Genomic DNA, 23,414 nt, shown 5'->3' with positions numbered 1-23,414 from the left:
AGAGTTCGCCGCTCCGCCGAATCGGATACCTTCCCGGTCCTCGACGATTTCGAAAAAAAACGCGCGGAGGAAACGCATCATGGATCTCGGATTGAAGGGCAAGGTCGCGGTCGTCACCGGCGGCTCGGTCGGCATCGGGCTGGCAGTGGCCGAAGGCTTGGCCGCGGAAGGTGCCGACGTCGTTCTCGCCGCGCGGGGCAAGGAGCGGGCCGAAGCGGAGGCCGCCCGGATCGCCGCCGCTCATGGCGTCCGTGCTCTCGGCGTCGCGGCGGACGTTGCGACCCTTGCCGGCACGGACGCGGTGATCGCCGCGGCGGGTGAGTTCGGCGGCGCGGACATTCTGATCAACAATGCCGGCACCGGCTCCAACGAGACGATCATGCAGGCGCCGGACGAGAAGTGGCAGGCCTATTGGGATCTCCACGTCATGGCGGCGGTGCGGCTGTCTCGCGGGCTCGTGCCGCAGATGCGGGCGAAGGGCGGCGGGGTGATCCTCAACAACGCCTCGATCTGCGCCGTCCAGCCCTTGTCCTACGAGCCGATCTACAACGTCACCAAGGCGGCGCTGATGATGTTTTCCAAGAACCTCGCGACCGAGGTGATCGGCGAGGGCATCCGGGTCAACTGCGTCAATCCCGGCTTGGTGCTGACGCCCGACTGGATGAAGACCGCCAAGCAGCTGACCGCCGATACCGGCGGCGACTGGGAAGGCCATCTTCAGGGCGTCGCGGAGGAATACGCCGACATCAAGCGCTTCGCCTCGCCCGAGGAGATGGCGCATTTCTTCGTCTTCCTGTGCTCGGACAAGGCCAGCTACTCTGTCGGCTCCACCTATTTCGTCGACGGTGGGATGCTGAAGACAGTCTGACCGGCTCATCGAGCGGCATTGCCGCGGGCTGTTCCGGTTGCCGAGATTTCACGGAACACTCCCGTGATCGCCGCGTTTGTCCTGCGAATGTCACCTCTCGAAAGACAAAGGAGACGACGCGATGAATTGGGATCAGATCCAGGGCCAGTGGAAGCAGTACAAGGGCTCCGCCAAACAGCAGTGGGGCAAGCTGACCGACGACGACATGGACAGGATCGACGGCAACAAGGACATCCTCGCCGGCCGTCTGCAGGAGCAGTACGGCATCGAGAAGGAAGAGGCCGAGCGCCAGATCGACGACTGGGTCAAAGGCCGCCAGTAGGCGCGGCCAAGCGCGGCGACGTCGCGCGAAGGCACATTCAAGGCCCCGCACCCGCTGCGGGGCCTTTTCTATTGCCCGTCGCTGTCGATCGGCGAAGACGGCGGCATGGAACCGGGCGATGCCACGCCCGGCTGGCCGACACCGGTCCTACGCAGCGCTGCGAGGTTGCTTGCGGCGAGTGCCAATCCGGCTTCGGCTGCCCGCCGGTAAAGGCTTTCGGCTCGGTCGAGGTCGCGGACAAGGCCGTCGCCGGTGGCAAGTCGGACCGCAAGATCGTTCATCGCAAAGGTGTTTCCCCTCGCCGCGGCTTCCTCGAGGGCGCTGAGCTGGTCGATTGCGACGACCGTCCTGCCATCGGCCGCGACGTTGAGCCCCCAGCCGCTGGCATCGACGACGACGTTGCGAAGGCCGGCGAGACGAGTCTCGGCTCCGTCGAACCGGATCCCCTCCGGCGAAACGACGATCCGATGATCGCCGATGGTGACGAGAATACCGTTGCCGGCCTTGTGGAGGCAGCCGGGTCCAGCACCGAGGAGCGCCACATGGACGCCCCCCGCCGTTGCTTCGACGCTGGCGCTGCGCGGAAGAGCAGGGACTGCTCCGGGCGGAAAGGCAAAAGCCGACAGCATGAAGAGACCGACGAAGCGGGCGCCGCGTGGGCTGATGATCCGCCGGGCGGGCATGGGGCGCGATGCCGGAGCGACCGGCACGGGGGCGCTCGCGTCTTGCCCGGCTCGTTCCCTCCTCTGCGTCATCTCCGCCCTCGCTCCCTCTCAGAGACTGTCCTCGAAATTCGTGAACACTGAGCTAAACGCCATCCTTGTCCCGGCACCGCCTCGTGCTCTTGCGATAGACAGGCTTCGAGTGATCCGGCACTACGGAGCCTGACAGCATCCATGAGACCGGAGGACGCGCCGCATGACCAAGATCGTCTTTCTCGACCGCCAGACCATCGGCCCCGACATTGCGCTGAACAAGCCGTCGGCCGAGCACGAGTGGGTCGAATATGCCGCGACTGGGCCCGAGGAGGTGGTCGAGCGGCTTGCCGGCGCGACGATCGCGGTGACCAACAAGGTGCCGATCCGTCGCGACGTCCTGGAAAAGCTGCCCGATCTGAAATTCGTCACCGTCGCGGCGACGGGCTACGACGTGATCGACGTCGAGGCCTGCCGCGAGCGGGGCATTCCGGTTTCCAACGTGCGCGGCTACGCCGAAAACACCGTGCCGGATCACGCGATGGCGCTGATCCTCGCCCTCTCGCGCTCGCTCCCCGGCTACAGGCAGGACGTGATCGACGGAGCCTGGCAGAAGGCCGGGCAGTTCTGCTTCTTCAACCACCCGATCTTCGATCTTGCCGGCCGCCGGATCGGCATCATCGGCGAGGGCGTCATCGGTCAGGGTGTGGCGAGGCGGGCGAGAGCCTTCGGCATGGAGGTGATGTTTGCCGCCCACAAGGGCGTTTCGGGGATGGGGCCGCTCTACACGCCCTTCGAGGAGGTGATCGAGACCGCCGACGTCATCACCCTCCACGCGCCCCTGACGCCGCACACGAAGGGGGCGATCGCCATGCCGGAGTTCCGGCTGATGAAGAAGAAGCCCCTGATCATCAACACCTCGCGCGGCGGTCTCGTCGACGAGGCGGATCTCGTCCAGGCGCTGGAGGCGGGGCTGATCGCCGGCTTCGGCTTCGACGTCCTCACCAAGGAACCGCCCGCCCCGGACAATCCGCTGCTGAAGGTTCTCGGCCGCCCGAACGTCATCGTCACTCCGCATGTCGCCTGGGCCAGCAACGACGCGCAAGGCGAGGTCTGGCGCCAGGTCGTCGAGAGCATCGACAGGTTCGTCGCGGGCGAACCGGTGCGGCGGGTGGTGTGAAGGATTGGTGCGCCAGCTGGCTCCGTCGCCGCCCGTTTGCTGGTTTGCCTCTCACGCCGGGATACGGATGAGCGCCCTGAGGCCGCCGAGGGCGCTGTCCGACAACAGGATGTCGCCGCCATGGGCCCGGGCGATGTCCCGGGCGATGGCGAGGCCGAGGCCGGTACCGCCGGCGTCGAGATTGCGCGCCGTGTCGAGCCGGACGAAGGGCTTGAACACCGCCTCGCGCTGCTCCGGGTCGATCCCCGGACCGTCGTCCTCGATGGCGATGGAGAGCCAGCGGGAATCGTGGCTGACGGTCGCCCGCACCGCATCGCTGTGGCGGATGGCGTTGGCGACGAGGTTGGAGATCATCCGGGTGAAGGCGTCCGGCCTGACGGTGACACGGGAATCGCCGTTGATCTCGTAGGTGAGGGACTTGCCCTTCAGTTCAGCCTCGGCCTGATAACGCTCCAGCAAAGGTTCGAGGTCGATCTCGCCGACGTCCTCGCCGGCCTCACCCTTGGCGAAGGCGAGATAGCCTTCGAGCATGCGCTGCATCTCGTCGATGTCGGAGTTCAGCGCGTCCTGATCCTCGCCCTCGCCGAGAAGCGCCAGTTGCAGGCGAAAGCGGGTGAGGACGGTGCGCAGGTCGTGGCTGACGCCGTTCAGCATGCGCGTGCGCTGTTCGATCTGGCGCTCGATGCGGTCGCGCATCTGGATGAAGGCGACGGAGGCCTGGCGCACTTCGGACGCACCCCGCGGCCGGAACTCCGGCGGCATCGGCTTGCCCCGGCCGAAATCGTCCGCCGCGGCGGCGAGCGCCTGGATCGGCCGGATCTGGTTGCGCAGGAACAGGACGGCGATCAGCAGCAGTACCAGCGAGGTGCCGACCATCCAGATCAGAAAGATGTGGGTATTCGACGCATAGGCGGAATTGCGCGGCGCGAAGACGCGGAGAATTCCCTCGTCGAGGCGGATTCGGATTTCGACGATCTTGGAATTGCCGACCGTGTCGATCCAGAACGGCCGTCCGATCTGCTTCGTCAGTTCGTCGGAGAGGATCCCGTCGAGGATGTTGAAGAACGGCTTCGGCGCCGGCGGCGGAAGCTCGCCCTGCGGCAGCAGCGAGACGTTGAGGTCGAGCCGGCGCTGGGCGACGTCGAGGATCTCGTCGAAGTTGCCGTCCGTCCGGTTGCGTTCGATCAGGTCGACCACCGCCCCGATGTCCTGCACCACGGCCTGGGACAGACGCTCGGTGACCATCGCCCAGTGCCGTTCCATGAAGACGACGGTGACGACGCACTGAAGCAGCACCATCGGCGCGATGATGATGATCAGCGAGCGGGCATAGAGCCCCTTCGGCAGGAAGCGCCGGATGATCCGGGGAATCGGCCGGAGCGGCCCCTGCCAGGGATCGATCCGACGCGGCCGGCGGCTGACCAGCGCCTCGAACATGCGGGCGATGCGCTCCGCCGGCAGCCGCCGGCGCATCTCGCGCAGGCTGGGCGCCCCGGAGCGTCGGTGGCGCGTTCGAAAGAGGCGGTCGATCAGGGTCATGGGGGGAAACGCCAAACGGTGAAAGGCGAGCCTTGGCTCGAACGTCCCAAATCTCAGTCCGCGGCTATGATTCCTGAGCCGGGTCGATCAGGTTGACCAATCTGTCACGGAAATTGCCGACAGCGATCGACGCAGACTCGAGTTCGGACCTTGTCGGCAGCGGCGCAGCTGTTGCCGGATCATCGTCAGGATATCGGAAGGCCGTGCCCCACGGAGAAAATGGCACGAGAATGCCAGCTTCATGGCGAAGCTCAAAGTTGACCGGAAGGAGTTTCGCGCACAACCGGAGATCATGACCACCGGATCCGCGAGGATAGGCGATTCCATGGTGGACCAAGGCCGCCTTCAGGAGTTTTTCCGCTGCCTGCTGGATATGGTAGGCTGCAACCTCTTCGTTGATGTCCGGGTCTGGGACGAGCGACCTGCGAACTGCGTCGAGGTCCCCGTCCGCTTTCCTGATCCATTCCTTTGCGTTCACGCCGCCTCGATTCGATAAGCGCCTTCCAAGCGTCCGACGATTGGAAGACCGTCTCTCAGGACATCGTGGCTCAAGCTGTTGATGTCCGACGATCGCTCGATAAAGGCTGATCGGCGGATCGGGAAAACCTGGATGGGGAGCCCGAAGTTCGAAGCCTCGAGCCACAGATTCACGGCGTTGTACCGTCCCGGTTCTACGTCGTCGGGAAGGATCACGCAAAGGTCCCAATCGCTGTCTTGAGCGTTGTCGCCGCGAGCCCGGCTGCCGAACAATACGACTGCTTCGGCACCCGTACGAGCTGCCAAGTGCTCGGCAGCTCGTCTCAACTGCCGGGTTTCGTCACTGCTCCAGCTGCGGCCGCTGGAGTGATGATCGGTATCCGTCATGATCCTCACTCTCCGTCGATGCCGATATCACTAACATATTCCGAATTGGCGATCGGTCCAAACGGCAACCAGATCTCGACGACGATTTCGACTTCGAAGCATGACCCGCCGCCGACGCCGCCCCTTCAATCGATGTTCAGCCGATAACCGATGCCGCGCACCGTCTGCAGCCACATCGGGTTGGTCGGGTCCTGCTCGATCTTGCGCCGCAGCCGGTTGATCTGGACGTCGACGGTGCGCTCGCCCACCTCGCTCTCCTCCCCGAGGAGCTCCAGCCGCGGGATGGTTTCCCCGGCCTTGGCGGCGAACTGCGCCATGATTTCCTGTTCGCGTTCGGTCAGGCGGATGATCTCCGCGCCGCGCTTCAGTTCGCGCTTGGAAAGCGAGAAGGTGAAGGGCCCGAAGCGGACGTGTTCGAGCTTCGTCACCGGCTGCGGGCCGCCGCGTTTCAGGATGTTGTTGATCCGCAGCAGGAGTTCGCGCGGGTCGAAGGGCTTGGGCAGATAGTCGTCGGCGCCGGCCTCCAGCCCCTCGATCCGGTGTTCGGTCTCCGAGCGGGCGGTCAGCATCAGGATCGGCGCGTCGCGGGTCTTGCGGATCGAGCGGACGAGGTCGATGCCGTTCTCGCCCGGCATCATCACGTCGACGACGACCAGATCGAAGTCGAGGCCGGAAAGGATCCGCCGCGCCTCGGCGGCGTCTGCGGCGACCGAGACGCGGAAGCGCTTTTCGGCGAGGAAGCGGGAGAGCAGCGAGCGGATACGCCGGTCGTCGTCGACGATGAGAATGTGCGGGGCGTCGTCGCCGATGCCGTTCGGGACGATCTCTGCGATGCTTTCGGTCTCGGGCTCGAGCTCGGTCATTCCGGATCTTTCCACGTGATGTCCTTGCGCTCGAACCAGTCGCGGGCGGAGGCGCGATCGGATGCCATGGCCTTCAGGAAGGAGGCGATCGGCCGCATGTCCTCGTCCGTGGTCTTGGCGAGCGAGGCGTCGATGCGGCGGGCCTGCGCCTCGGAGAGTTCGACCGCCAGCGCGCGCCCCTTCTTCGTCGGATACAGCCGGCGCTGGCGCCGGTCTTCGTCGCCGGGAAGCTGGCAGATGAAATCCTCGTCGATCAGCTGACGCAAGACCCGCGACAGCGATTGCTTGGTGATCTGCAGGATCTCCAGGAGTTCGGCGATGGTCAGGCCCGGATCGCGGTTGACGAAATGCAGGACCCGGTGATGCGCCCGGCCGAAGCCGTAACGCTCGAGGATCGAATCGGCATCCGCGGTGAATTCCCGATAGGCGAAGAAGAACAGCTCGATGACGCGGAAGTCGAGCAGGCCCTGCGTCGGCAGCGGATCACGCACGATGGCGCGCTCGCCTTCGCGTGCCGCCTCGCTTCGAACGGCCGGAATGTCCATAAGATAGGTCAGCACCATTGACGTAATTTTCGTTTATTGTTACACCGGCATTCTGGATGTGGAAACCGCGCGATACCGCTTCGCGGCACCGAGCAGATATCATCAATCGCCGTCCTTTCGCATTGCGTCCGCGTCAATTCTGCCCGCAGTGTGATGCCACGTCCAACGGCAATCTAGGGAGAGCGCCCGGCTAGTGGCGCTGGAAACACCATGAGCGCGGTTCCATTCGATCAACTCGATGGCGAAATCTGGTTCAACGGCGAGTTCGTCGCCTGGAAGGACGCCAAGATCCACGTCCTGACGCACGGTCTGCACTATGCGAGCGCCGTCTTCGAAGGCGAGCGCGCCTATGGCGGCGAGGTCTTCAAGCTGCGCGCCCACACCGATCGGCTGATCGAATCGGGGCGGATCCTCGGCTTCAAGGTGCCTTACACCGCCGACGAGATCGACGCGGCGACGAACGAGCTGTTGTCCCGCCAGGGCCTTTCCGACGCCTATGTCAGGCCGATCGCCTGGCGCGGCTCGGAGATGATGGGCGTTTCCGCCCAGAACAATCGCATCAACGTCGCCATCGCCAGCTGGCAGTGGCCGAGCTATTTCGACCCCGAGCAGAAGATGAAGGGCATCCGGCTCGATCTCGCGCAATATCGCCGGCCGGACCCGATGACCGCGCCGTCGAAGTCGAAGGCGGCCGGCCTCTACATGATCTGCACCATCTCCAAGCATGCGGCCGAGGCGAAGGGTTACGCCGACGCCCTCATGCTCGACTGGCGCGGCCGGGTGGCCGAGGCGACCGGCGCCAACGTCTTCTTCGTCAAGGACGGCGTCATCCACACGCCGACGGCCGACTGCTTCCTCGACGGCATCACCCGGCGCACGGTCATCGACCTTGCGAAACGCCGCGGCATCGAAGTGGTCGAGCGGGCGATCATGCCGGAGGAGCTGTCGGGCTTTTCCGAGTGCTTCCTCACCGGCACCGCCGCCGAGGTGACCCCGGTCTCGGAGATCGCCGACTGGCGGTTCACGCCGGGGGCGATCTCCAAGCGTCTGGTCGACGACTATGCCGACGAGGTGATGCCAAAGCGTGCGGCGGCGGAATAAGCAAGGCCGATTGCAATTCGAAGAAAAACGACGGGCTTCTGCCGGATCGGCGGGGGCCCGTTCTCATTCCCGGTATCTTCCCGCCTGCGACGCCCCTGACGCGGACGCCGACGAAGCATACCGCCGGCCGCGCGGCACCTCAATGCAGTGTGCGCGGCACGGTCTTCGGCGGAACGCCGTCGTCGACCACTTTCTGGCGATGGATCAGGAAGAGGCCGGCGACGATGATGATCACCGCGCCGACGAGCACCTGCGGCGTCGGCAGATTGCCGAAAAAGACGAAGCCGAACACCGCGGCCCACAGCAGCAGCGTGTATTGCAGCGGCGCCAGCGTCGAGGCGGGGGCGAGCTTCAGGGCGCGGGTGATCAGCATGTGGGCCGAACAGGAGACGATGCCGAGCAGCAGCAGGGCGCCGAGATCGAGGGCCGAAGGCGTCACCCATGTCGTAGCCAACGTCATGACGGCCCCGGCGACGAGAGCGGCGAGCGTCTGCCAGCCGACCAGGGTCGCGTCGCTGGTCTTGCGCAGCGTCCGGGCGAGGATCAGCGTCATGGCGAAGGTGATGCTGCCGAAGAAGGCGAAGAGCGAGGCGAGAGAGAGGGAGGCCGAGGAGGGCTGCAGCGCGACGACCACGCCGGCGAAGCCGACGATGATCGCCAGCCAGCGCCGCCAGCCGACCTTTTCGCCGAGAAAGACGTGGGAGATCGCCGCGACGTAGATCGGCCCGGCCATGTAGAAGGTCATGACGTCGGCAAGTGGCATGGTCGCGACGGCGGCGTAGAACAGGCCGGTATCGGCCGTGGCGCATGCTGTGCGAGCCGCCTGGAGCCACGGCCGCTCGGCCTTGAACAGGGCGGCCTTGCCCTGGCGCACGAGCAGCGGCCCGAGGATCAGAAACGCCCCCAGCGAACGGATGAGCAGGATCTGCCCGACCGAGAAGCTGGCGACCAGCCATTTGCCCATGGCGTCGTTCAGCGCGAACATGAAGTCGCCGATCAGCATCAGGACGACGCCGAGGGTGACGGTGCCGACGAGCGGGGCGGCGGAATGGATGCGGGCGGTCATCGTTCGGCTCGATTTCCTGCGTGCCAGTGGCCGGCGACGCTGGTCGCCGCAGCCAATCCGGGCGCCGGATCGGCCGAAGGCTCTGGCTAGCAGACTGCTTGATGAAAGTGCACGCCCGGCGCGAGCTCTATGGCGCTTTGCGGCGGGCGGCAACTGCAATCGTGACAGAATGTCAGGGACCTCGCCGGGATCGGCCGGCGGGATGGGCGGGCGGGCGAATCGACACCGCACCCCTTGGCAGTGCAGCCGTTTCGATGACAAGAGGGCGGCTTGCAATGTGGCCGAGCGGCCGATGCGATCCTCCAATGACGAAGACCTTTGCCGATGATCCCCTGGGAACACCTCGCGACGACGCAGATCCCCGGCGCCAGCGGCGATATGAAGCTGATGCGCCGCGGCACTGAGTATTCGATCATGCTGGGGCGGATCGAGCTGATGAACAGCCGGCTGTCGGGCTCGGAAGAGGCGCTGGCGAAGCTCTCGGTCGAGAAGATCGCCGGGCGCCCGTCGCCGACCATCCTCGTCGGCGGCCTCGGCATGGGTTTTACCCTGCGCGCGCTTCTCGCCGTCGCTCCCGCTGACGCCCGCATCGTCGTCGTCGAGCTGGTGCCCGCCGTGGTGGAATGGGCCCGCGGGCCGATGGCGCACCTCCATGCCGGCAGCCTCGACGATCCGCGTGTCGAGATCGTCGTCCGCGACGTCGCGGCGGTCATCGGCGAGGCGACATCACGCTTCGACGCAATCCTGCTCGACGTCGACAACGGGCCGGAGGGGCTGACCAGCGATGCCAATGACGCGCTCTATACGGGCAAAGGGCTCGGCGAGGCGCGCCGGGCGCTGAAGTCCGGCGGCGTCCTTGCAGTCTGGTCGCAAGGGCCCGACGAGCGCTTCGCCGCAAGGTTCAGGCGCGGCGGCTTCGCGGTGGAAGAGATCCGCGTCAAGGCCCACCGCGGCAAGCGAGGGGCGCGGCACCTGATCTGGTTCGGGGTGAAATAAGCCCGGCCTTCGGTGCGGCAACGATGTGCCTTGGGACGATTGACGCGGAAGCTTCGAAAGCAACCCGCAACTCTCTTTCGGCAACTCTAAATAGCTGATATTCAAGGCTGTGGCCGCTTAGTGATGGCCGTCACTTCTGCATATTGGAGTCTATTTTGACGCGGCAGCAACGCAGCCCTGTTTTCCTCGGCCAAGGTGCTTCGAAGGCAGCGACGCTGGAACCGATCTCCCTCGTTGAACGCATCGGCGCCGTCAGCGAAGCGGACATACAGGCTCTGGTACACCAATTTCCCGAGTGCCTGCCAATTTCGGAGATCGATGCGACCTTCGAGGGCCCGGTGCCAATTTGTCGCGAACTTTACACCCCTGCCGGCGCTATTGATAATTTGATGGTCACCCCCTCCGGGCTGCCGGTGATCGTGGAATGCAAACTTTGGCGAAACCCGGAAGGCCGAAGAGAAGTCGTCGGGCAGATTCTCGACTATGCCAAGGAGCTAAGTCGTTGGTCCTCTTCCGATATGCAGCGTGAGGTAAACAAGCGGCTGGGATTGCAAGGCAACTCGCTCTTCGCGCTGGTTCAAAAGGTGTCACAGGATGTCGATGAGGTGACCTTCAACGATTCGCTGACTCGAAACCTCCGGAACGGCCGGTTTCTCCTGCTGATCGTCGGCGATGGAATTCGTGAAGGCGTCGAAGCGATCACCGAATATATTCAACGCTACGCTGGTCTTCACTTCTCACTCGGCTTGGTCGAGTTGCCGATCTACAGAATGCCGGATGGCGCTCGCTTGGTCGTTCCGCGGCTCTTGGCCCGCACGGTAAATCTCACCCGTGAGGTCGTCTCACTACCCGATGGTTACAAACTCAACGAGATCGGGGCCGAGGCAGACGGAGCGGAGATCGATCCCGAACGCCTTGCCCTCGGGACGGCACAGCAACAATTCTGGAAAGAGTTTCTCACGGGGTTGAAGCTTGATGATCCCGAGCAGCCAATCCCAAATCCGGCTCGCTTGGGCTATCTGGCGTTTTCTCTACCCGCACCTGGCGGGAGCTGTTGGTTGACAGTCTACCGCGACATCAGGAAATCGGAGGTGGGCATTTTTCTCTCGGCGCAGCGCGATACACCCGGTGAAGCGGCTATGTTTGCAGTGGTCGAGAACTGGCAGGCCGTCGAAACAGAGCTTGGCGGTCACGTCCGGAGGGAGCAAGACCGGTACCACCGGCCGCGGATTATCGATTCATTGGCGACCGGGCCTCTGGAACAGGCAGAGGCTCGTTCTGCAGCGTTCGAGTGGCTTCGAGAACGCGTCAACGCATTCATCAATGTATTGCGGCCAATGATAAGATCTGCTGTGGCGGACGCCGAGACCCGGGGAGGCTAGGCGGCCTCGCGAGCACCTCTTGAGCATTATGCAAGGGTGTGCATTTCGGTAAACGCGTCGCGCGATGAAAATCATCCGCCCATGAGTGAAAGGACGCCGATGACCCAACTCAGCGCCCAGATCGTCCCGGTCACCCCGTTCCAGCAGAATTGCTGCATCCTGTTCGACGCCGACGACAAGGTCGGGGTGGTGATCGATCCCGGCGGCGATGCCGATCAGGTCTTTGCCGCGTTGAAGGTACTCGGGATCGCGCTGAAGGAGATCTGGCTCACCCATGGCCATCTCGACCATGCCGGCGGGGCGATGGACCTCAAGGCGCTGACCGGCGTTCCCATCGTCGGCCCGCACGAGGACGACCAGATGCTGCTTTGCTCGATCGAGGAGCAGTCGAAGATGTTCGGCCTCGGCGGCGGCATGAAAAACTGCACGCCCGACCGCTGGCTGGAGGAGGGCGAGACGCTTTCCTTCGGCAGCCATTCCTTCGAGGTTTTCCACACGCCCGGCCATGCACCGGGGCATGTGATCTTCTTCCATCGCGCGGCGAAGTTCGCCCATCTCGGCGACGTGCTGTTCGCTGGCTCGATCGGCCGCACGGACTTGCCGGGCGGCGACCATGCGACGCTTCTCAGGTCGATCAAGGAAAAGGTGCTGCCGCTCGGGGACGACGTCGGCTTCCTCTGTGGCCATGGGCCGGGAAGCCGCATCGGCGACGAGCGGCGGACCAATCCGTTCCTGCTCTGATGCGCGGCTGCCGGGCCGGCGAAGTCCGCGGCGAGGGCGTCGCCGTGCGTCATCGGCCGGTCGGTAGTCCTGTTATTTCAGTGAGGCGGCCTCGTCGCCGCGCCGGTAGTCTCTGGCAATGCGGATGATCTTAGCGCCGCCGGTCCAGATCGTCTCGATCCCCGAGGTCGGCATCGGCCGCCGGTCGAGCCGCTCGGCCTCGACGTCGATGATCTTCGGGCCCGACAGGGTCCGCACGCTGCCGGTCCGCGCGTTCAGCCCGGGCCGATAGGAGCCCCGGTTGCCGCGCTCGTATCCGACATCGGAGGTGAGGAAGCTGACGGAGCCGCGGTTGCTGATGTCCACCGGTTGGACGACGACGTGGCGCCAATGGCCGGCGGCGGGCCCGCGCAGGGTCCGGATGCCGCCGCGATAGATCACCGGCGCGTCGTCGCGATAGGTAACGGAGGTATCGATGCTGCCGCCGTCTTCGAGAAACTCTTCCCGCTCGCTCGTCGAATAGATGTCCGGCGCGGTGTTGAGATTGTCCTCGTCGAACTCCTGCAGCGTATCGGCGGTCGAGGCGCCGCCGGTCAGGCGGTCGATCCCGTTGACCGCGCGGACGTCGCCTGCCCTCAGCGGGTCGCCGCGATGTTCGCCCGAACGGCGCTCCGATGGCAGGCGGACGGCGCCGCCGTCGCGCAGGTAGCGCTGCTGGCCGGCATCGCTTTGCGCGAATTGCCGGCCGGCATCTTCCGCGCCGGCGCGTTCGATGGTGAAAGGCACGCTCGTCGCGGCGACCGCGAGGATCGTCGTCACGGCGAAGAGGCTCTGGCGGGCCATAGATCTCTCTTTCGAAGAGTAACGATTTCTTAACTCTTCGGAGGAGTAGCAGGTTTCGTGCCAGGCTATTGCGGGCCAGAATGGCACGAATGGGAGTGCTCCGCCCCAGAATGGGACAGTGGTTAACGGCCTGGTAACGAATTGGGACGTGCGGTCAGGGCGTTCTCATCGCGATGCGATGGCACCCTTCCGGCAGCCTGCCGGCCGGCGGGAAGCCGGACCATGCCGGCCGCTCGTCAGAGCGCCAGGATATGGTTATCCCATTCGAGGTCGGCCATCGCCGTGTCGTCGTCTTCTTCCAGGCGCAGGACGGCGCCCGTGCCGGAGGTGGCGAGGAAGCCTGAGCCATCCGGGGCGAGGCCGCAGCCGTCGGTGAGGCCGATGCGCTCGAGGACGTTGCCGGTCTTCGCCTCGAGGATCATCACGGTGCCGCCGACGGGCGAGGAGACGGCGATGCGCTCGCCGTCGCGGCTGGCCGCGACGGAGCCGATGTAGTTCGCCAGAGAGGCGAGGTCGGTCGGGGCGAGTTCGGTCAGCGCCAATGGCTTGCCGGCCTCGGCGAAGCCGACGAGCGGCGGGGCGTCGGACGCCGCGCCCTGATACTGGCCGCCGAACCAGACCCGGTTCCCCGCGTCGATGGCGATGTGATGCAGCGACAGCTTGTGGAGGTCTTGCGGCAGCAGCTGCTTGTCGATCAACTCGCCGGTTTTCCGATCGAGGAAGACGATCGAGGGCTCCATGGTAGGCAGGTTGAGCATCTGCCTGCCATAGTCCGGATGGGTCTCGATGCCACCATTGGCGATGACGATGGTCTCGCCGTCCGGCATCAACAGCGCTTCGTGGGTGTCCATGCCGTGGGCATCGAACTCGCCGATGCGGGCATAGCCGGCCTCGACGTCGTAGACGGCGACGAGACCCCTGGCGGCGTCGTAGTCGTGCTCGGTCGCATACATCAGCCGCCCGTCCGGCGAGAAGAAGCCGTGGCCGAAGAAGTGCCGGCCTTCGGGCGAGGTCAGCGTCTTGATGGTCTCGCCGGAGGTCGGATCGAAGACGATCGCGAAGGTGCGCGGGCGCCGGGCGAAAACGACGGCACGGCCGGAGACTTTGTCGAAGGCGACGTCGTGGCCGCGATCGGGCAGGGCGACCGCCGAGACGATCTCGCCGCGGTCGGTGAAGACGGCGCAGCCGAAGCTGCCGTCGGGGCGAAGGCACGAGGCGCCGAAGAGCGCATCGGCCCGATCGAAGGCCTCTGCCCCCCGCGGCGACAGGCCGGCGGCGAAGGCCGCGCCCGCACCGATCAGGAAGCTGCGACGGTCGAGGAAGGCGCCGCGCGCGACCTTCGTTCCGGGAAAGAGGCGCATCGTCCGCTTCCTTTCTTGGAGCTCTCGCTCAGTCGCCGTCGAGCGCGGAGAAACCGGCCGACAGGCCGAGCAGCGGCGAGAGCTGGCCGGCGAACTGGCTCTGGAGGCTGTCGGTGACGATCAGGAGATAGGTCAGATTCTGGCGCTTCGACGTATCGCCGACCACCTCTGTCAGCGGCGGCGAGAGCTTGCCGAGCGCCATGTCGGCATTCTCGAATTCGAAGAGGATCGAATCCTTCAGATAGGCGTGCGTCTCGGGCAAGAGCGAGCCGACGTTCGACACGGTGAAGAGATCCTTCATCCCGGCGAAGTTCGCCCGGAGTGATGCGAGGGCGAGTTCGGATCTGTAGAACAGGAAGAGCTTCGGCTTCGCAGCCTTCTCGCTTTCGCCCATCCCGGGATTGAGTCTGAGATCGCGGATCGCCTCGAAACCGTTGATGAAGACGCCGACGATCTCCTTCAGCGAATCGTCGGCGGTGCGATAGGCGGGATCGCTGGCCTTCGGATTCGTCATCCGCTCGGCGATGCCGCCGGCATCCTTGGTCCAGTCCGCGGTGATCGCGTCGCCGAGCTTGGTGAGATTGGCGGTGATCGCCTTGCCGAAGCGGCAGCGGAAGTCGCCGTCCTTCGTCGCCAGCGCGTCGGCGCCGGTTCCGTGAAGCACGTATTCGAGGGCGCCGAGCCCCTGCACGGCGACGGACTTTTCGGCAAGGCCGGCCTGCGTCGTGGCACTCTCGTCCTTGTCGGCCAAGATCGCCTGGACCTGCCGGAGGCCGATGCCGCGCCGATCAGGGAAGAACAGGATGCGTGCGCCGCGATTGTCCTCCATCACCGGCCCGAACTGCACGAACTCGATCCGCGACCAGGCGCGGACGAGATCGGCGAAGGCTTCGCGCGCGCCTTCGAGATTTTCGCCGGCCGGCAGCGTGCAGAGATCGCCCATTGCCGAATTCGCCTCGTCGGCGGCGTCGGCAAAGGCGGCGTAGCCGGGGCGAATGGCACCGTCGATGGTGTTCCAGACGACGTCGAGCTTCTGCTCCCGCGTTGCCTTGGTGATCTCGGGCGGGCCGTCTTCCTGGGCGAGGGCAGACAAGGGCGAAAGCGGCAGCGCGAAGACGGCTGCGAAGGCGGCTGCGAGCAGCCGGCGACGCGCCGGTCGGGGATGCGTCTCGGCCGGGCGGGAGATCAGGGCGAAGCTCATAAGGACTCCAGAAAACGGTGCAGCGCGGCGCGATCGGCGGAGTCCATCGCGGCATAGGCGTCGCGCGACGCCTTGGCCTCGCCGCCATGCCACAGGATGGCTTCCGCGAGACTACGCGCCCGTCCGTCATGCAGGAACAGGGTGTGGCCGTTCACCGTCTCGGTGAGGCCGATACCCCACAGCGGCTGGGTGCGCCATTCGCTGCCCGACGCGTCTCCCACGGGGCGGTGGTCGGCGAGGCCCTCGCCCATGTCGTGGAGAAGGAAATCCGAATAGGGCCAGATCAGCTGGAAGCGCTGGGCCTTGTCCGGGGCGTCCTTCGAGGTGACGAATTTCGGCGTGTGGCATGCGGTGCAGCCGGCGTCGTAGAACAGCTTCTTGCCGCGCAGGACTTGCCGGTCGCCGACGTCGCGGCGGGCCGGCACGGCGAGATTCTGCGAATAGAAGGTGACGAGGCCGAGGATCGGATCCGGCGCCTCGACCTCGCCGAGCCGCTCCTGTACGCCGGAGGGTGCGTCGCGGCAGACGGTCTGGGCGATCGAGCACTCTCCGAACGCGTCGGTGACGAGCGGCGTCGAGATACCGATGTCACCGGCAAAGGCTTCGGCGCTCTGCACCTTGATCGAGGGGGTCGTCGCCTTCCAGCCGAAGCGGCCGAGGACGAGTTCGCCGGTGTCCGGATCGCGCGCCATCGAGGCCTTGCCGGAGATGCCGTCGCCATCTGCGTCGTTGGGGTCGGCTCGGGCGAGAATGTCCGCCGGCTCGATCTGCTCGACGAGGCCGAGGCCGATCATCGGCGGCGCGACCCGCGGCGACAGCATCACGTCCTCTTGCATCGGGCCGTAGGCGAGATCCTCGACCGAATAGGTCGGGTGGCGGAGGCTCACCACGGTGCCGTCGGCGAGGGTGACGGGTTCCTCACGATAGGCGATCGCCATCTTGCCCTCGGGCTTCAGGCCGGGCACGGCGAAGTTCTGCAACTGGCCGCCATAGGCCGGCTCGGGAATGCGCGTCGATTCGTGGGTGGCGAGCTTCTGGCGTTCCTCTTCGGTCTTCGGCGGCACCGACAGCCGCAGGAACATCGAGACCGCCGGCTCGCCATGCTCCGGCGGATGGCCGCGCCCGTCCTTCAGGTGGCAGGACTGGCAGGAGCGGGAGTTGAACAGCGGCCCGAGCCCGTCCGAGGCCTCGGTGGAGGAGGGGGAGGAGACCCAGAGCTTGCGGAAGAGGGCGTTGCCGAGCTTGAAGCGGTCCTCGCCCTCGAAGGTCTGGTTGGCCGAGACATGGCTGAAGGAATCACGGTTGACCAGCTTGGTCGAGGTCGCGCCGCCGGCCTGCATCGCCTCGAATTTCTCCGGTTCGGAAAAATCCGTCGTCGGCTTGGTGACGGCGCGGACGCGGGTGAGATCTTTCTTGGAGAGATCCTGCCGGAGGGGCCGGTCGATGCCGTAGCTGGCGGAAATCGGAATTGCAGCCGGCAGAAGGACCATGCCGGCCAGAAGCGTCACTTTCGTGGCGAAACGCATGTCTTGCGTCCCCATCCGTAGTCGCGGTGCCATGACCGCAAATGGCGAAAAGGGCCGCGGACGGCCCTTTGCAATTCTGTCACCCGACCGTTTGGAGCCAGCCCCTCTCGCGCCTTACTGGAAGACCGCCTGGGTATTGTCCAGCGAATCCGAACCCTCGATGGTCACGCCGCCGAGATCGAGGGCGGCGACGGCCCGCTCGATCGCCCTCGTCTGGGTGATCAGCGCGTCGATGCCGGCCTGGACGCGGGCATTGCCCTCGTCGTTGCCTTCGCCGATCTGCTGGTCGTAGGCTTCGCCGTTCTCGGCGGCTTTCGCGATCGCTTCGAACTTCTCGACGCTGTCGTCGAGATCGGCGCGGATCTCCTTGTCGATCTCCGGCGCCTTGGCGGCGACGAGATCTGCGATCGCCGGGCCTTCGACCGTCTTGCCGTCCACCCGCTCGTACTTGCCGGTATAGACGTTGCGGATGCCGAGAACGTCGTTCAGATGCGACACGTGGGTGTTGTCGGAGAAGCAGTCGTGCTCCTCCTCCGGATCGTGCAGCAGGAGGCCGAGCTTCATCCGCTCGCCGGCGAGTTCGCCATAGGAGAGCGAGCCCATGCCGGTGAGGATCGCCGAAAGGCCCTTCGTGGGATCGTCCAGCAGCGCCTTGCGAGCGGCGCCGTCGTCCTTCCAGTTGCCGACCATCTCTTCGAGGTCGGAGACGAGAAGGTCGGTTGCGGCATCGAGATACTGGCCGCGGCGATCGCAATGGCCGCCGGTGCAGTCCTCGCCCGTCGCATAGTCGGTGTAGGGGCGCTCGCCGGCGCCGGCATCGGTGCCGTGGAGATCCTGGCCCCAGAGCAGGAATTCGACGGCATGGTAGCCGGTGGCGACGTTCGCCTCGATGCCGCCGGCCTCCTGCAGCTTGTCCTGCAAGAGCTCAGGCGTGATCGTCGAGACGTCGACCTTCTCGCCGTTGACGGTGATCGTCTGGTTGGCGATCACATTGGCGGTGTAGAGAGAGTTCTGGTCGGACTCGGCGCCGTAGCTGTCGTCGACATAGTCGATCAGGCCCTCGTCGAGCGGCCAGGCGTTCACCCGGCCTTCCCAATCGTCGACGATCGGGTTGCCGAAGCGGAAGGCCTCGGTCTGCTGATAGGCCGGGCGGGAGGCGCGCCAGGCGTCCCGGGCGGCCTGCAAGTTCGCTTCGCTCGGCTTCTCGATCAGGGCGTCGGTGGCCGCGTCGAGTTCCTTGGCCTTGGCAAGAGCGTCCTCGTAGCCGGCGAGCGCGATGTCGGCGTAGTTTTCGAGCACGGCCTTCGGGGCCGGCGCCTCGGCCAGCGCGACCCCGCTCGAAAGCACCGCGACGGCGGCTACGAGGGTGAAGGTTGCGGAGCGGGCGGAAGAATTCATGACGACAGGTCTCCTCCCGGGCGTGGAAACACCCAGTGAACGGTGCGGCAAGTTGAGCTTGGCGTGTGCGGATCGTTTGCCCAATCTTGGCTATGATGGTCAAGTTTATCTGTCAACCGCGCAAGCAAAGATTGGAATTGGAGGAATTCCAAACAGATGCGCGATCAGGCGCTGCTCGTCCCGCAGCTTTCCAGAAAGCCGATGAACCGCGCCACGCCCTGTTCGACCGGGCCGGAGTTGTCGATCTCAGCCACCCGCCAGACCATTGACGGCAGGTCCAGCGGCGCTTCGCGCTCGACGCGGGCGATAGCGCCTGCCCGGTCTTCGCGGCCGCGTCGGATGATGCGTTCGACCAGCAGCGGCCGGGGAACCGTCACATGGGCGACGGCGAGCCGCGGGAAGACCGCCGCCGCCTCGGCGATCTGGCGCCGCGAGATGTTGGCGATCACCGTCTGGCCGTCGGCGATCCTGGCGAGAAGGCTGCAATCGAGGCCGTAGCCGAGGCCATGGGCGCGCCAGGCGAGGGCAAAGCCCTCCGCCTCGCGGCGGCGCTCGAACTCCGTCTCGTCGAGTTCGGCGTGATCCTCGGCGTCGGGATCGGCCTTGCGGGTGACGAACCGCCGGGCGAAGTGGAAGCGCTCGTCGCCGGCGAAATGGCGGGCGGCGAGGCGGATGAGCGTGTCCTTGCCGGCGCCTGACGGCCCCACGACGGCAACGAAGGCGCCGCGAATGTCGGCGCTTCGCTCTTCAGGCGACACGGCGGCCGGCCCGATGGACGCTGGCGACGAGCGGCGGGCGGTTCGGCCGCGGCTCGCGGATGCGCACGAGGTCGGCGCGCTTGCCGAGGGCGATTTCGCCGCGATCGGCAAGGCCGGCCGCCCTCGCCGGATTGGCCGTGACGAGGCGAATGGCGGCCGGCAGGTCGAGCGTCCCCTCTCGCGCCAGGAGAAACGCCGCCTGCAACATCGAAAAGGGGATGTAGTCGGAGGACAGGATGTCGAGCTGGCCGGCGGCCAGAAGATCGTGGGCGGCGACGTTGCCGGAATGGGAGCCGCCGCGCACGATGTTGGGCGCGCCCATCAGGACGCCGAGGCCGGCGCCATGCGACGCCCTGGCCGCCTCGATCGTAGTCGGGAACTCGGCGATCTGCGTGCCGAGTTCGAGCGCCTCCGCGACATGGGCCTCCGTCGCGTCGTCGTGGGAGGCGAGCGCGATACCGCGCTCCCGCGCCCCGGCGGCGATCGCCCGGCGCGAGCGGTCGCTGTTCAGCTCGGACTCGGCGATGCGTCGCTGGGTGAAGCTCTCGAAGGCCTCGTCCGAAAGCGCCTTCTTCTTCTGGTAATAGATCCGGTAGGTCTCCAGGCTGACGAACTGGCGCTGGCCGGGCGCGTGGTCCATCAGCGAGGCGAGGCGCACGCGCGGGTTCTTCGACAGCCGCTCGAAGCCTGCGACCGCATCGGGCGCCGAGACCTCGCACCTGAGATGGATGAAGTGTTCGGCCCGGGTGTCGTCGTTCGAAGCGGCCTCGGCGATGACGTTCGAGAGCTTCTCCATCGTGTCGACGGTCAGCGTCGCATCCTCGTCGGTGCCGACGCGGATCGCGTCGAAGACGGTGGTGATGCCGGAAGCGGCGATCTGCGCGTCATGGGCCTGGAGCGCGGCGAACATGTCCCAGAAGACCTTCGGCCGCGGCATGAAGTGGGTCTCGATATGGTCGGTATGGAGCTCGACGAGACCCGGGATGAGGACGTCGCCCTCCATGTCCTCGCCGCTTGCCGCGCCTTCGCCGATCTCCGCGATCCTGCCGTCGCGAATGACCAGATGGCCGCTGATCACTTCGTCCAGAAGGACGATGCGGGCGTTCGTGAGAATCGTTTCGGCGGGCATTGGAGGCTCTTTCGGGCAGTGCGGACGGGCGATCCCGTCACTGCGGAGCTTGGCGGCGCGTCAGGTGACGAACTTGCGAAGCTGCTGGGAGAGAAGGTCGGTGAGGACGACGGTGACGACGACGATGATGAGAATCGCCGACGACTGCGGATAATAGAAGCCGCGGATCGATTCGAACATCACCTGGCCGATGCCGCCGGCGCCGATGACGCCGAGAATCGTCGCCGTGCGCACGTTCGTCTCGAGACGGTAGAGGGTGTAGGACACCCAGAGCGGCAGCACTTGGGGGATGACCCCGAAGACGACCTCCTGAATGCGTGTCGCTCCGGTGGAGCGTATGCCCTCGACCGGCCGCGGATCGATCGATTCCACCGCCTCGGAAAACAGCTTCGCCATGATGCCGGTGTTGTGGATGAACAGCGCCATGACGCCGGCGAAGGGGCCGAGGCCGACGGCGACGACGAAGAGCACCGCCCAGACCACCTCGTGAATCGCCCGGAAGACGTCCATCAGTCGCCGGCAAGGGTGGAGCACCCACCATGGCACCATGTTGTGGGCGCACAGGATGCCGAAAGGGATCGAGACGATCAGCGACAGGAAGGTGCCCCAGACGGCGATCTCGACCGTGACGATCATCTCCTGGACATAGTAGCGCCAGTCGGTGAAGTCGGGATGGAGAAAGCCGGAGGCGTATTCCGCCATGTTGGCGGAATCGGTGAAGAGGAACGTCCAGCGCCCCATCTCCGCCGGGCCCCAGCTGATGGCGAGGGCCGCGATCACGCCGGCGAGGATGACGAGGTTCCAGAACGAGCGCGACCAGTCGCGGCCGGCATTGATGCCTGGCATCGCCTGTTGCCCACGGGATGGTGAGGCGGCGGGAAGGGGTTCGCTCGTCGTCGACATCGAGGGCTCCGCTCGGCAGGAAGGCATCGCATCAAAACGGCCGGCCACCGGTTCGGCGGCCAGCCGCGAGGTACGGCCCGCCCGGAGATGGGGGCGAGCGACCGTCTTCGGGTTCAGATCAGGCGCCGGACTTCTTCTCGTTGGCCTCGATCTTCTTCTGGTACTCGGCCTTCTCGGCCTCAAGCTTTTCGATCTCGGCCTTCTTGGCGGCGGCGTCCATCTTGTCGTCGGCCTGCAGCTGGCCGATCTTCTTCGACACTTCCATCACGCGGATCGGCAGCAGCTGGTCGTCGCTGGACTTCTTGAACGGCGCCCATTCGAGGCCGGCGAGGACCTCCTTCTCCTTGGCGGCATCACCCTGCGACTTGTCGGTGCCGTAGTTGAGGACGAAGGTCTCGATCTTCTCGCGGGTGGCGTCGTCGACCTTCTTGGAGATCACCAGCGGATCGGACGGGATCAGCGGCGATTTCCAGATGATCTTGATCTTCTTGAAGGCTTCCGGCTGGTTCTTTTCGATCAGCGCGAGGTTCTCGGTGTTGTTCGAGGCCGCGTCGACCTGGCCCATGGCCACCGCCATGGCGTTGGTCTCGTGGTTGGCGTTGGTCACCGTCTTGAAGCATTCCTTCGGGTCGATGCCGTTCTGGGCGAAGACGAAGGTCATCGGCACGAGATAGCCCGAGGTCGAGTTCGGATCGCCGAGGCCGAAGTTCAGCGTCTTGTCGCATTTCAGGAGGTCGTCGAGCGAGGTCAGCTTGGAATCCGCCGGGGCGAGGATCAGCGACCAGTAGCCGGGGCTGCCGTCGAGGGCGACGGTCTGGGCGAAGATCTGGCCGTCGGCGCGATCGACCGCTTCCATCGCAGACTTGTTGCCGTACCAGGCGAGCTGGACCTTACCGAAGCGCATGCCTTCAATGACGCCGGCATAGTCGGAGGCGAAGAACGGCTTCACGGTGAGGCCGGTCTGCTCTTCCATGTCCTTCAGGAACGGCTCCCACTTCGGACGCAGATTCTGCTGGCTCTCGGTGGAGATGATGCCGAAATTGATGGTCTCGCTCTCCTGCGCCACGGCCGTGCCGCCGAGCGACAGGGCGATCGTCGCCGCAGAGAGCATTTTCGAGATGAGCTTCATGGGTTCTTGGTTTCCCTGTTGGTGGTCTCGGGGATCGTCGGCCGGGCGTCCAGACGGTTGTCAGGCCGGCTGAAGGGTCTTTTTTCTGGCGCCGACGACCGGGCGATCGACGGGCTCACGCGTGCCGGTCGGTCGAGCCTCGCCTTTCACCGGCAGCTTTTGCGGCAGCACCAGCTCTTCGTAGGCGGCGCCGTAGAGTTCGGTCAGGAAGCTGTCGGACAGGGCGTCGGACGGGCCGTCATAGACGACCTTTCCGTCGCGGAGGGCGACCGTCCTGTCGCAATAGACACGGGCGTATTCGACCTGATGCAGCGAGACGAGGACGGTCATGCCCTCGCTCCGGTTGATGTCGGCGAGGACGTCCATCACCCGGCGCGCCGAGGCCGGATCGAGCGAGGCGATCGGCTCGTCGGCGAGCAGGATCTTCGAGCGCTGCACGAGCGTCCTGGCGATCGCCGCGCGCTGCTGCTGCCCGCCGGAGAGCGTCGAGGCGCGCTGCCAGGCGACCTCGGGAATGCCGACCCGGCCGAGCGCCTCGATGGCCGCTATCCTTTCGGCTCGGGTGAAGAAGCCGAAGGTTCCGCGCCAGGGCGAGATGCGGCCGAGGATCCCGCAGAGGACGTTGGTGATCACCGGCAGCCGGGCGACCAGATTGAACTGCTGGAAGATGACGCCGATGTTGCCCCGCAACTCGCGCATCTTGGGGCCGTACCGACCGTCCTTCTGCTGGACCTCGCCGAGGATCTCGATGAGCGAGCCGGCATCGCCGCGCTCCAGGCCGGCGATATGGCGTATCAGCGTCGACTTGCCGGAGCCGGATGCTCCGATCAGCGCCACCATCTCGCCTTTGCCGATGGTCAGATCGACCCCGGCCAAGGCCTGTTTCTTGCCGAAACGCTTGCAAAGGTTTTCGACTGCGATCGCCGTCATCGGTTGCTCCTGATGGGTGTCGCGCTGTCGCGTCACCAGAGCTTTAGAGACCTTCCATGAGAGTTGGATGACGGCTTTACGATGCTTCGATGACG

24 protein-coding genes are annotated in these 23,414 nt (G+C 65.6%); 7 read left to right on the top strand and 17 right to left on the bottom strand.

Annotation, left to right across the window (positions count from 1 at the left end; all coding sequences use genetic code 11):
- Positions 1-79 precede the first annotated feature (79 nt).
- Both GTK09_RS10370 and GTK09_RS10365 read left to right on the top strand, forming a co-directional pair.
- Positions 80-868, top strand: a complete 789-nt coding sequence (locus tag GTK09_RS10370; RefSeq protein ID WP_163463091.1) for an SDR family NAD(P)-dependent oxidoreductase — start codon at positions 80-82, stop codon at positions 866-868.
- A gap of 121 nt (positions 869-989) precedes the next feature.
- Entirely contained in the window at positions 990-1,190 is a 201-nt protein-coding gene (locus GTK09_RS10365) for a CsbD family protein (protein ID WP_163463090.1), read from the top strand.
- Positions 1,191-1,258: 68 nt separating this feature from the next.
- On the opposite strand, the gene GTK09_RS10360 is transcribed toward GTK09_RS10365, so the two are convergent.
- Entirely contained in the window at positions 1,259-1,945 is a 687-nt protein-coding gene (locus GTK09_RS10360) for a sel1 repeat family protein (protein ID WP_163463089.1), read from the bottom strand.
- A gap of 163 nt (positions 1,946-2,108) precedes the next feature.
- On the opposite strand from GTK09_RS10360, the gene GTK09_RS10355 reads away from it, so the two are divergent.
- A complete protein-coding gene (locus tag GTK09_RS10355; protein ID WP_163463088.1) occupies positions 2,109-3,065 on the top strand; it encodes a D-2-hydroxyacid dehydrogenase in 957 nt (318 codons plus the stop codon).
- A 51-nt stretch (positions 3,066-3,116) separates the two neighbouring features.
- Here GTK09_RS10355 and GTK09_RS10350 read toward each other — a convergent pair whose 3' ends face one another.
- From GTK09_RS10350 to GTK09_RS10330, 5 genes are all read right to left on the bottom strand, one after another.
- Positions 3,117-4,502, bottom strand: a complete 1,386-nt coding sequence (locus GTK09_RS10350; protein ID WP_163463250.1) for an ATP-binding protein — start codon at positions 4,500-4,502, stop codon at positions 3,117-3,119.
- Between the two features lie 166 nt (positions 4,503-4,668).
- On the bottom strand, positions 4,669-5,082 hold the full coding sequence (locus tag GTK09_RS10345) for a HEPN domain-containing protein (RefSeq protein ID WP_163463087.1): 414 nt from the start codon (positions 5,080-5,082) through the stop codon (positions 4,669-4,671).
- Positions 5,079-5,468, bottom strand: coding sequence for a nucleotidyltransferase family protein (locus GTK09_RS10340; RefSeq protein ID WP_163463086.1), 390 nt, complete (start codon positions 5,466-5,468; stop codon positions 5,079-5,081). The genes GTK09_RS10345 and GTK09_RS10340 overlap by 4 nt, the downstream gene beginning before the upstream one ends.
- A 125-nt stretch (positions 5,469-5,593) precedes the next feature.
- Positions 5,594-6,331 carry a response regulator gene (locus GTK09_RS10335; protein WP_163463085.1) on the bottom strand — a complete coding sequence of 246 codons (738 nt, stop codon included), beginning with the start codon at positions 6,329-6,331 and terminating at the stop codon, positions 5,594-5,596.
- Positions 6,328-6,876, bottom strand: coding sequence for a MarR family winged helix-turn-helix transcriptional regulator (locus tag GTK09_RS10330; protein ID WP_163463249.1), 549 nt, complete (start codon positions 6,874-6,876; stop codon positions 6,328-6,330). Before GTK09_RS10330 ends, GTK09_RS10335 begins: the two co-directional genes overlap by 4 nt.
- Before the next feature lie 210 nt (positions 6,877-7,086).
- On the opposite strand from GTK09_RS10330, the gene GTK09_RS10325 reads away from it, so the two are divergent.
- A complete protein-coding gene (locus tag GTK09_RS10325) occupies positions 7,087-7,977 on the top strand; it encodes a branched-chain amino acid aminotransferase (RefSeq protein ID WP_163463084.1) in 891 nt (296 codons plus the stop codon).
- Positions 7,978-8,116: 139 nt separating this feature from the next.
- On the opposite strand, the gene GTK09_RS10320 is transcribed toward GTK09_RS10325, so the two are convergent.
- Entirely contained in the window at positions 8,117-9,043 is a 927-nt protein-coding gene (locus tag GTK09_RS10320) for a DMT family transporter (protein ID WP_163463083.1), read from the bottom strand.
- A 324-nt stretch (positions 9,044-9,367) separates the two neighbouring features.
- Here GTK09_RS10320 and GTK09_RS10315 point away from each other — a divergent pair, with 324 nt between their 5' ends.
- The 3 genes from GTK09_RS10315 (at position 9,368) to GTK09_RS10305 (ending at position 12,162) form a co-directional block, all read left to right on the top strand.
- Positions 9,368-10,039: a spermine/spermidine synthase domain-containing protein gene (locus GTK09_RS10315; RefSeq protein ID WP_163463082.1), complete on the top strand. Its 672-nt coding sequence runs from the start codon at positions 9,368-9,370 to the stop codon at positions 10,037-10,039.
- Positions 10,040-10,194: 155 nt separating this feature from the next.
- Entirely contained in the window at positions 10,195-11,421 is a 1,227-nt protein-coding gene (locus tag GTK09_RS10310) for a hypothetical protein (protein WP_246217835.1), read from the top strand.
- 99 nt (positions 11,422-11,520) lie between these two features.
- Entirely contained in the window at positions 11,521-12,162 is a 642-nt protein-coding gene (locus GTK09_RS10305; protein WP_163463081.1) for an MBL fold metallo-hydrolase, read from the top strand.
- 72 nt (positions 12,163-12,234) lie between these two features.
- Here GTK09_RS10305 and GTK09_RS10300 read toward each other — a convergent pair whose 3' ends face one another.
- The 10 genes from GTK09_RS10300 to phnC form a co-directional block, all read right to left on the bottom strand.
- Positions 12,235-12,984, bottom strand: a complete 750-nt coding sequence (locus GTK09_RS10300; protein ID WP_163463080.1) for a hypothetical protein — start codon at positions 12,982-12,984, stop codon at positions 12,235-12,237.
- Between the two features lie 236 nt (positions 12,985-13,220).
- A complete protein-coding gene (locus GTK09_RS10295) occupies positions 13,221-14,345 on the bottom strand; it encodes a DUF1513 domain-containing protein (RefSeq protein ID WP_163463079.1) in 1,125 nt (374 codons plus the stop codon).
- Between the two features lie 28 nt (positions 14,346-14,373).
- Positions 14,374-15,546: an imelysin family protein gene (locus GTK09_RS10290; RefSeq protein ID WP_163463078.1), complete on the bottom strand. Its 1,173-nt coding sequence runs from the start codon at positions 15,544-15,546 to the stop codon at positions 14,374-14,376.
- On the bottom strand, positions 15,543-17,036 hold the full coding sequence (locus GTK09_RS10285; RefSeq protein ID WP_246217844.1) for a di-heme oxidoreductase family protein: 1,494 nt from the start codon (positions 17,034-17,036) through the stop codon (positions 15,543-15,545). Before GTK09_RS10285 ends, GTK09_RS10290 begins: the two co-directional genes overlap by 4 nt.
- 150 nt (positions 17,037-17,186) lie before the next feature.
- Positions 17,187-18,470: an imelysin family protein gene (locus GTK09_RS10280; RefSeq protein ID WP_163463076.1), complete on the bottom strand. Its 1,284-nt coding sequence runs from the start codon at positions 18,468-18,470 to the stop codon at positions 17,187-17,189.
- A 164-nt stretch (positions 18,471-18,634) separates the two neighbouring features.
- On the bottom strand, positions 18,635-19,228 hold the full coding sequence (gene phnN, locus GTK09_RS10275) for a phosphonate metabolism protein/1,5-bisphosphokinase (PRPP-forming) PhnN (RefSeq protein WP_163463075.1): 594 nt from the start codon (positions 19,226-19,228) through the stop codon (positions 18,635-18,637).
- Positions 19,218-20,357 carry an alpha-D-ribose 1-methylphosphonate 5-triphosphate diphosphatase gene (locus GTK09_RS10270; RefSeq protein ID WP_163463074.1) on the bottom strand — a complete coding sequence of 380 codons (1,140 nt, stop codon included), beginning with the start codon at positions 20,355-20,357 and terminating at the stop codon, positions 19,218-19,220. Before GTK09_RS10270 ends, phnN begins: the two co-directional genes overlap by 11 nt.
- A 60-nt stretch (positions 20,358-20,417) precedes the next feature.
- Entirely contained in the window at positions 20,418-21,260 is an 843-nt protein-coding gene (gene phnE, locus GTK09_RS10265; protein WP_246217834.1) for a phosphonate ABC transporter, permease protein PhnE, read from the bottom strand.
- Between the two features lie 118 nt (positions 21,261-21,378).
- Positions 21,379-22,389: a phosphonate ABC transporter substrate-binding protein gene (gene phnD, locus GTK09_RS10260; protein ID WP_163463073.1), complete on the bottom strand. Its 1,011-nt coding sequence runs from the start codon at positions 22,387-22,389 to the stop codon at positions 21,379-21,381.
- A 60-nt stretch (positions 22,390-22,449) separates the two neighbouring features.
- Entirely contained in the window at positions 22,450-23,319 is an 870-nt protein-coding gene (phnC, locus tag GTK09_RS10255; protein ID WP_163463072.1) for a phosphonate ABC transporter ATP-binding protein, read from the bottom strand.
- Between the last annotated feature and the right edge of the window lie 95 nt (positions 23,320-23,414).

The sequence above is a fragment of the Jiella pacifica genome (assembly GCF_010500815.1).
Classification (GTDB): domain Bacteria; phylum Pseudomonadota; class Alphaproteobacteria; order Rhizobiales; family Rhizobiaceae; genus Jiella; species Jiella pacifica.
This window is presented reverse-complemented; position numbering and strand designations above follow the sequence as displayed.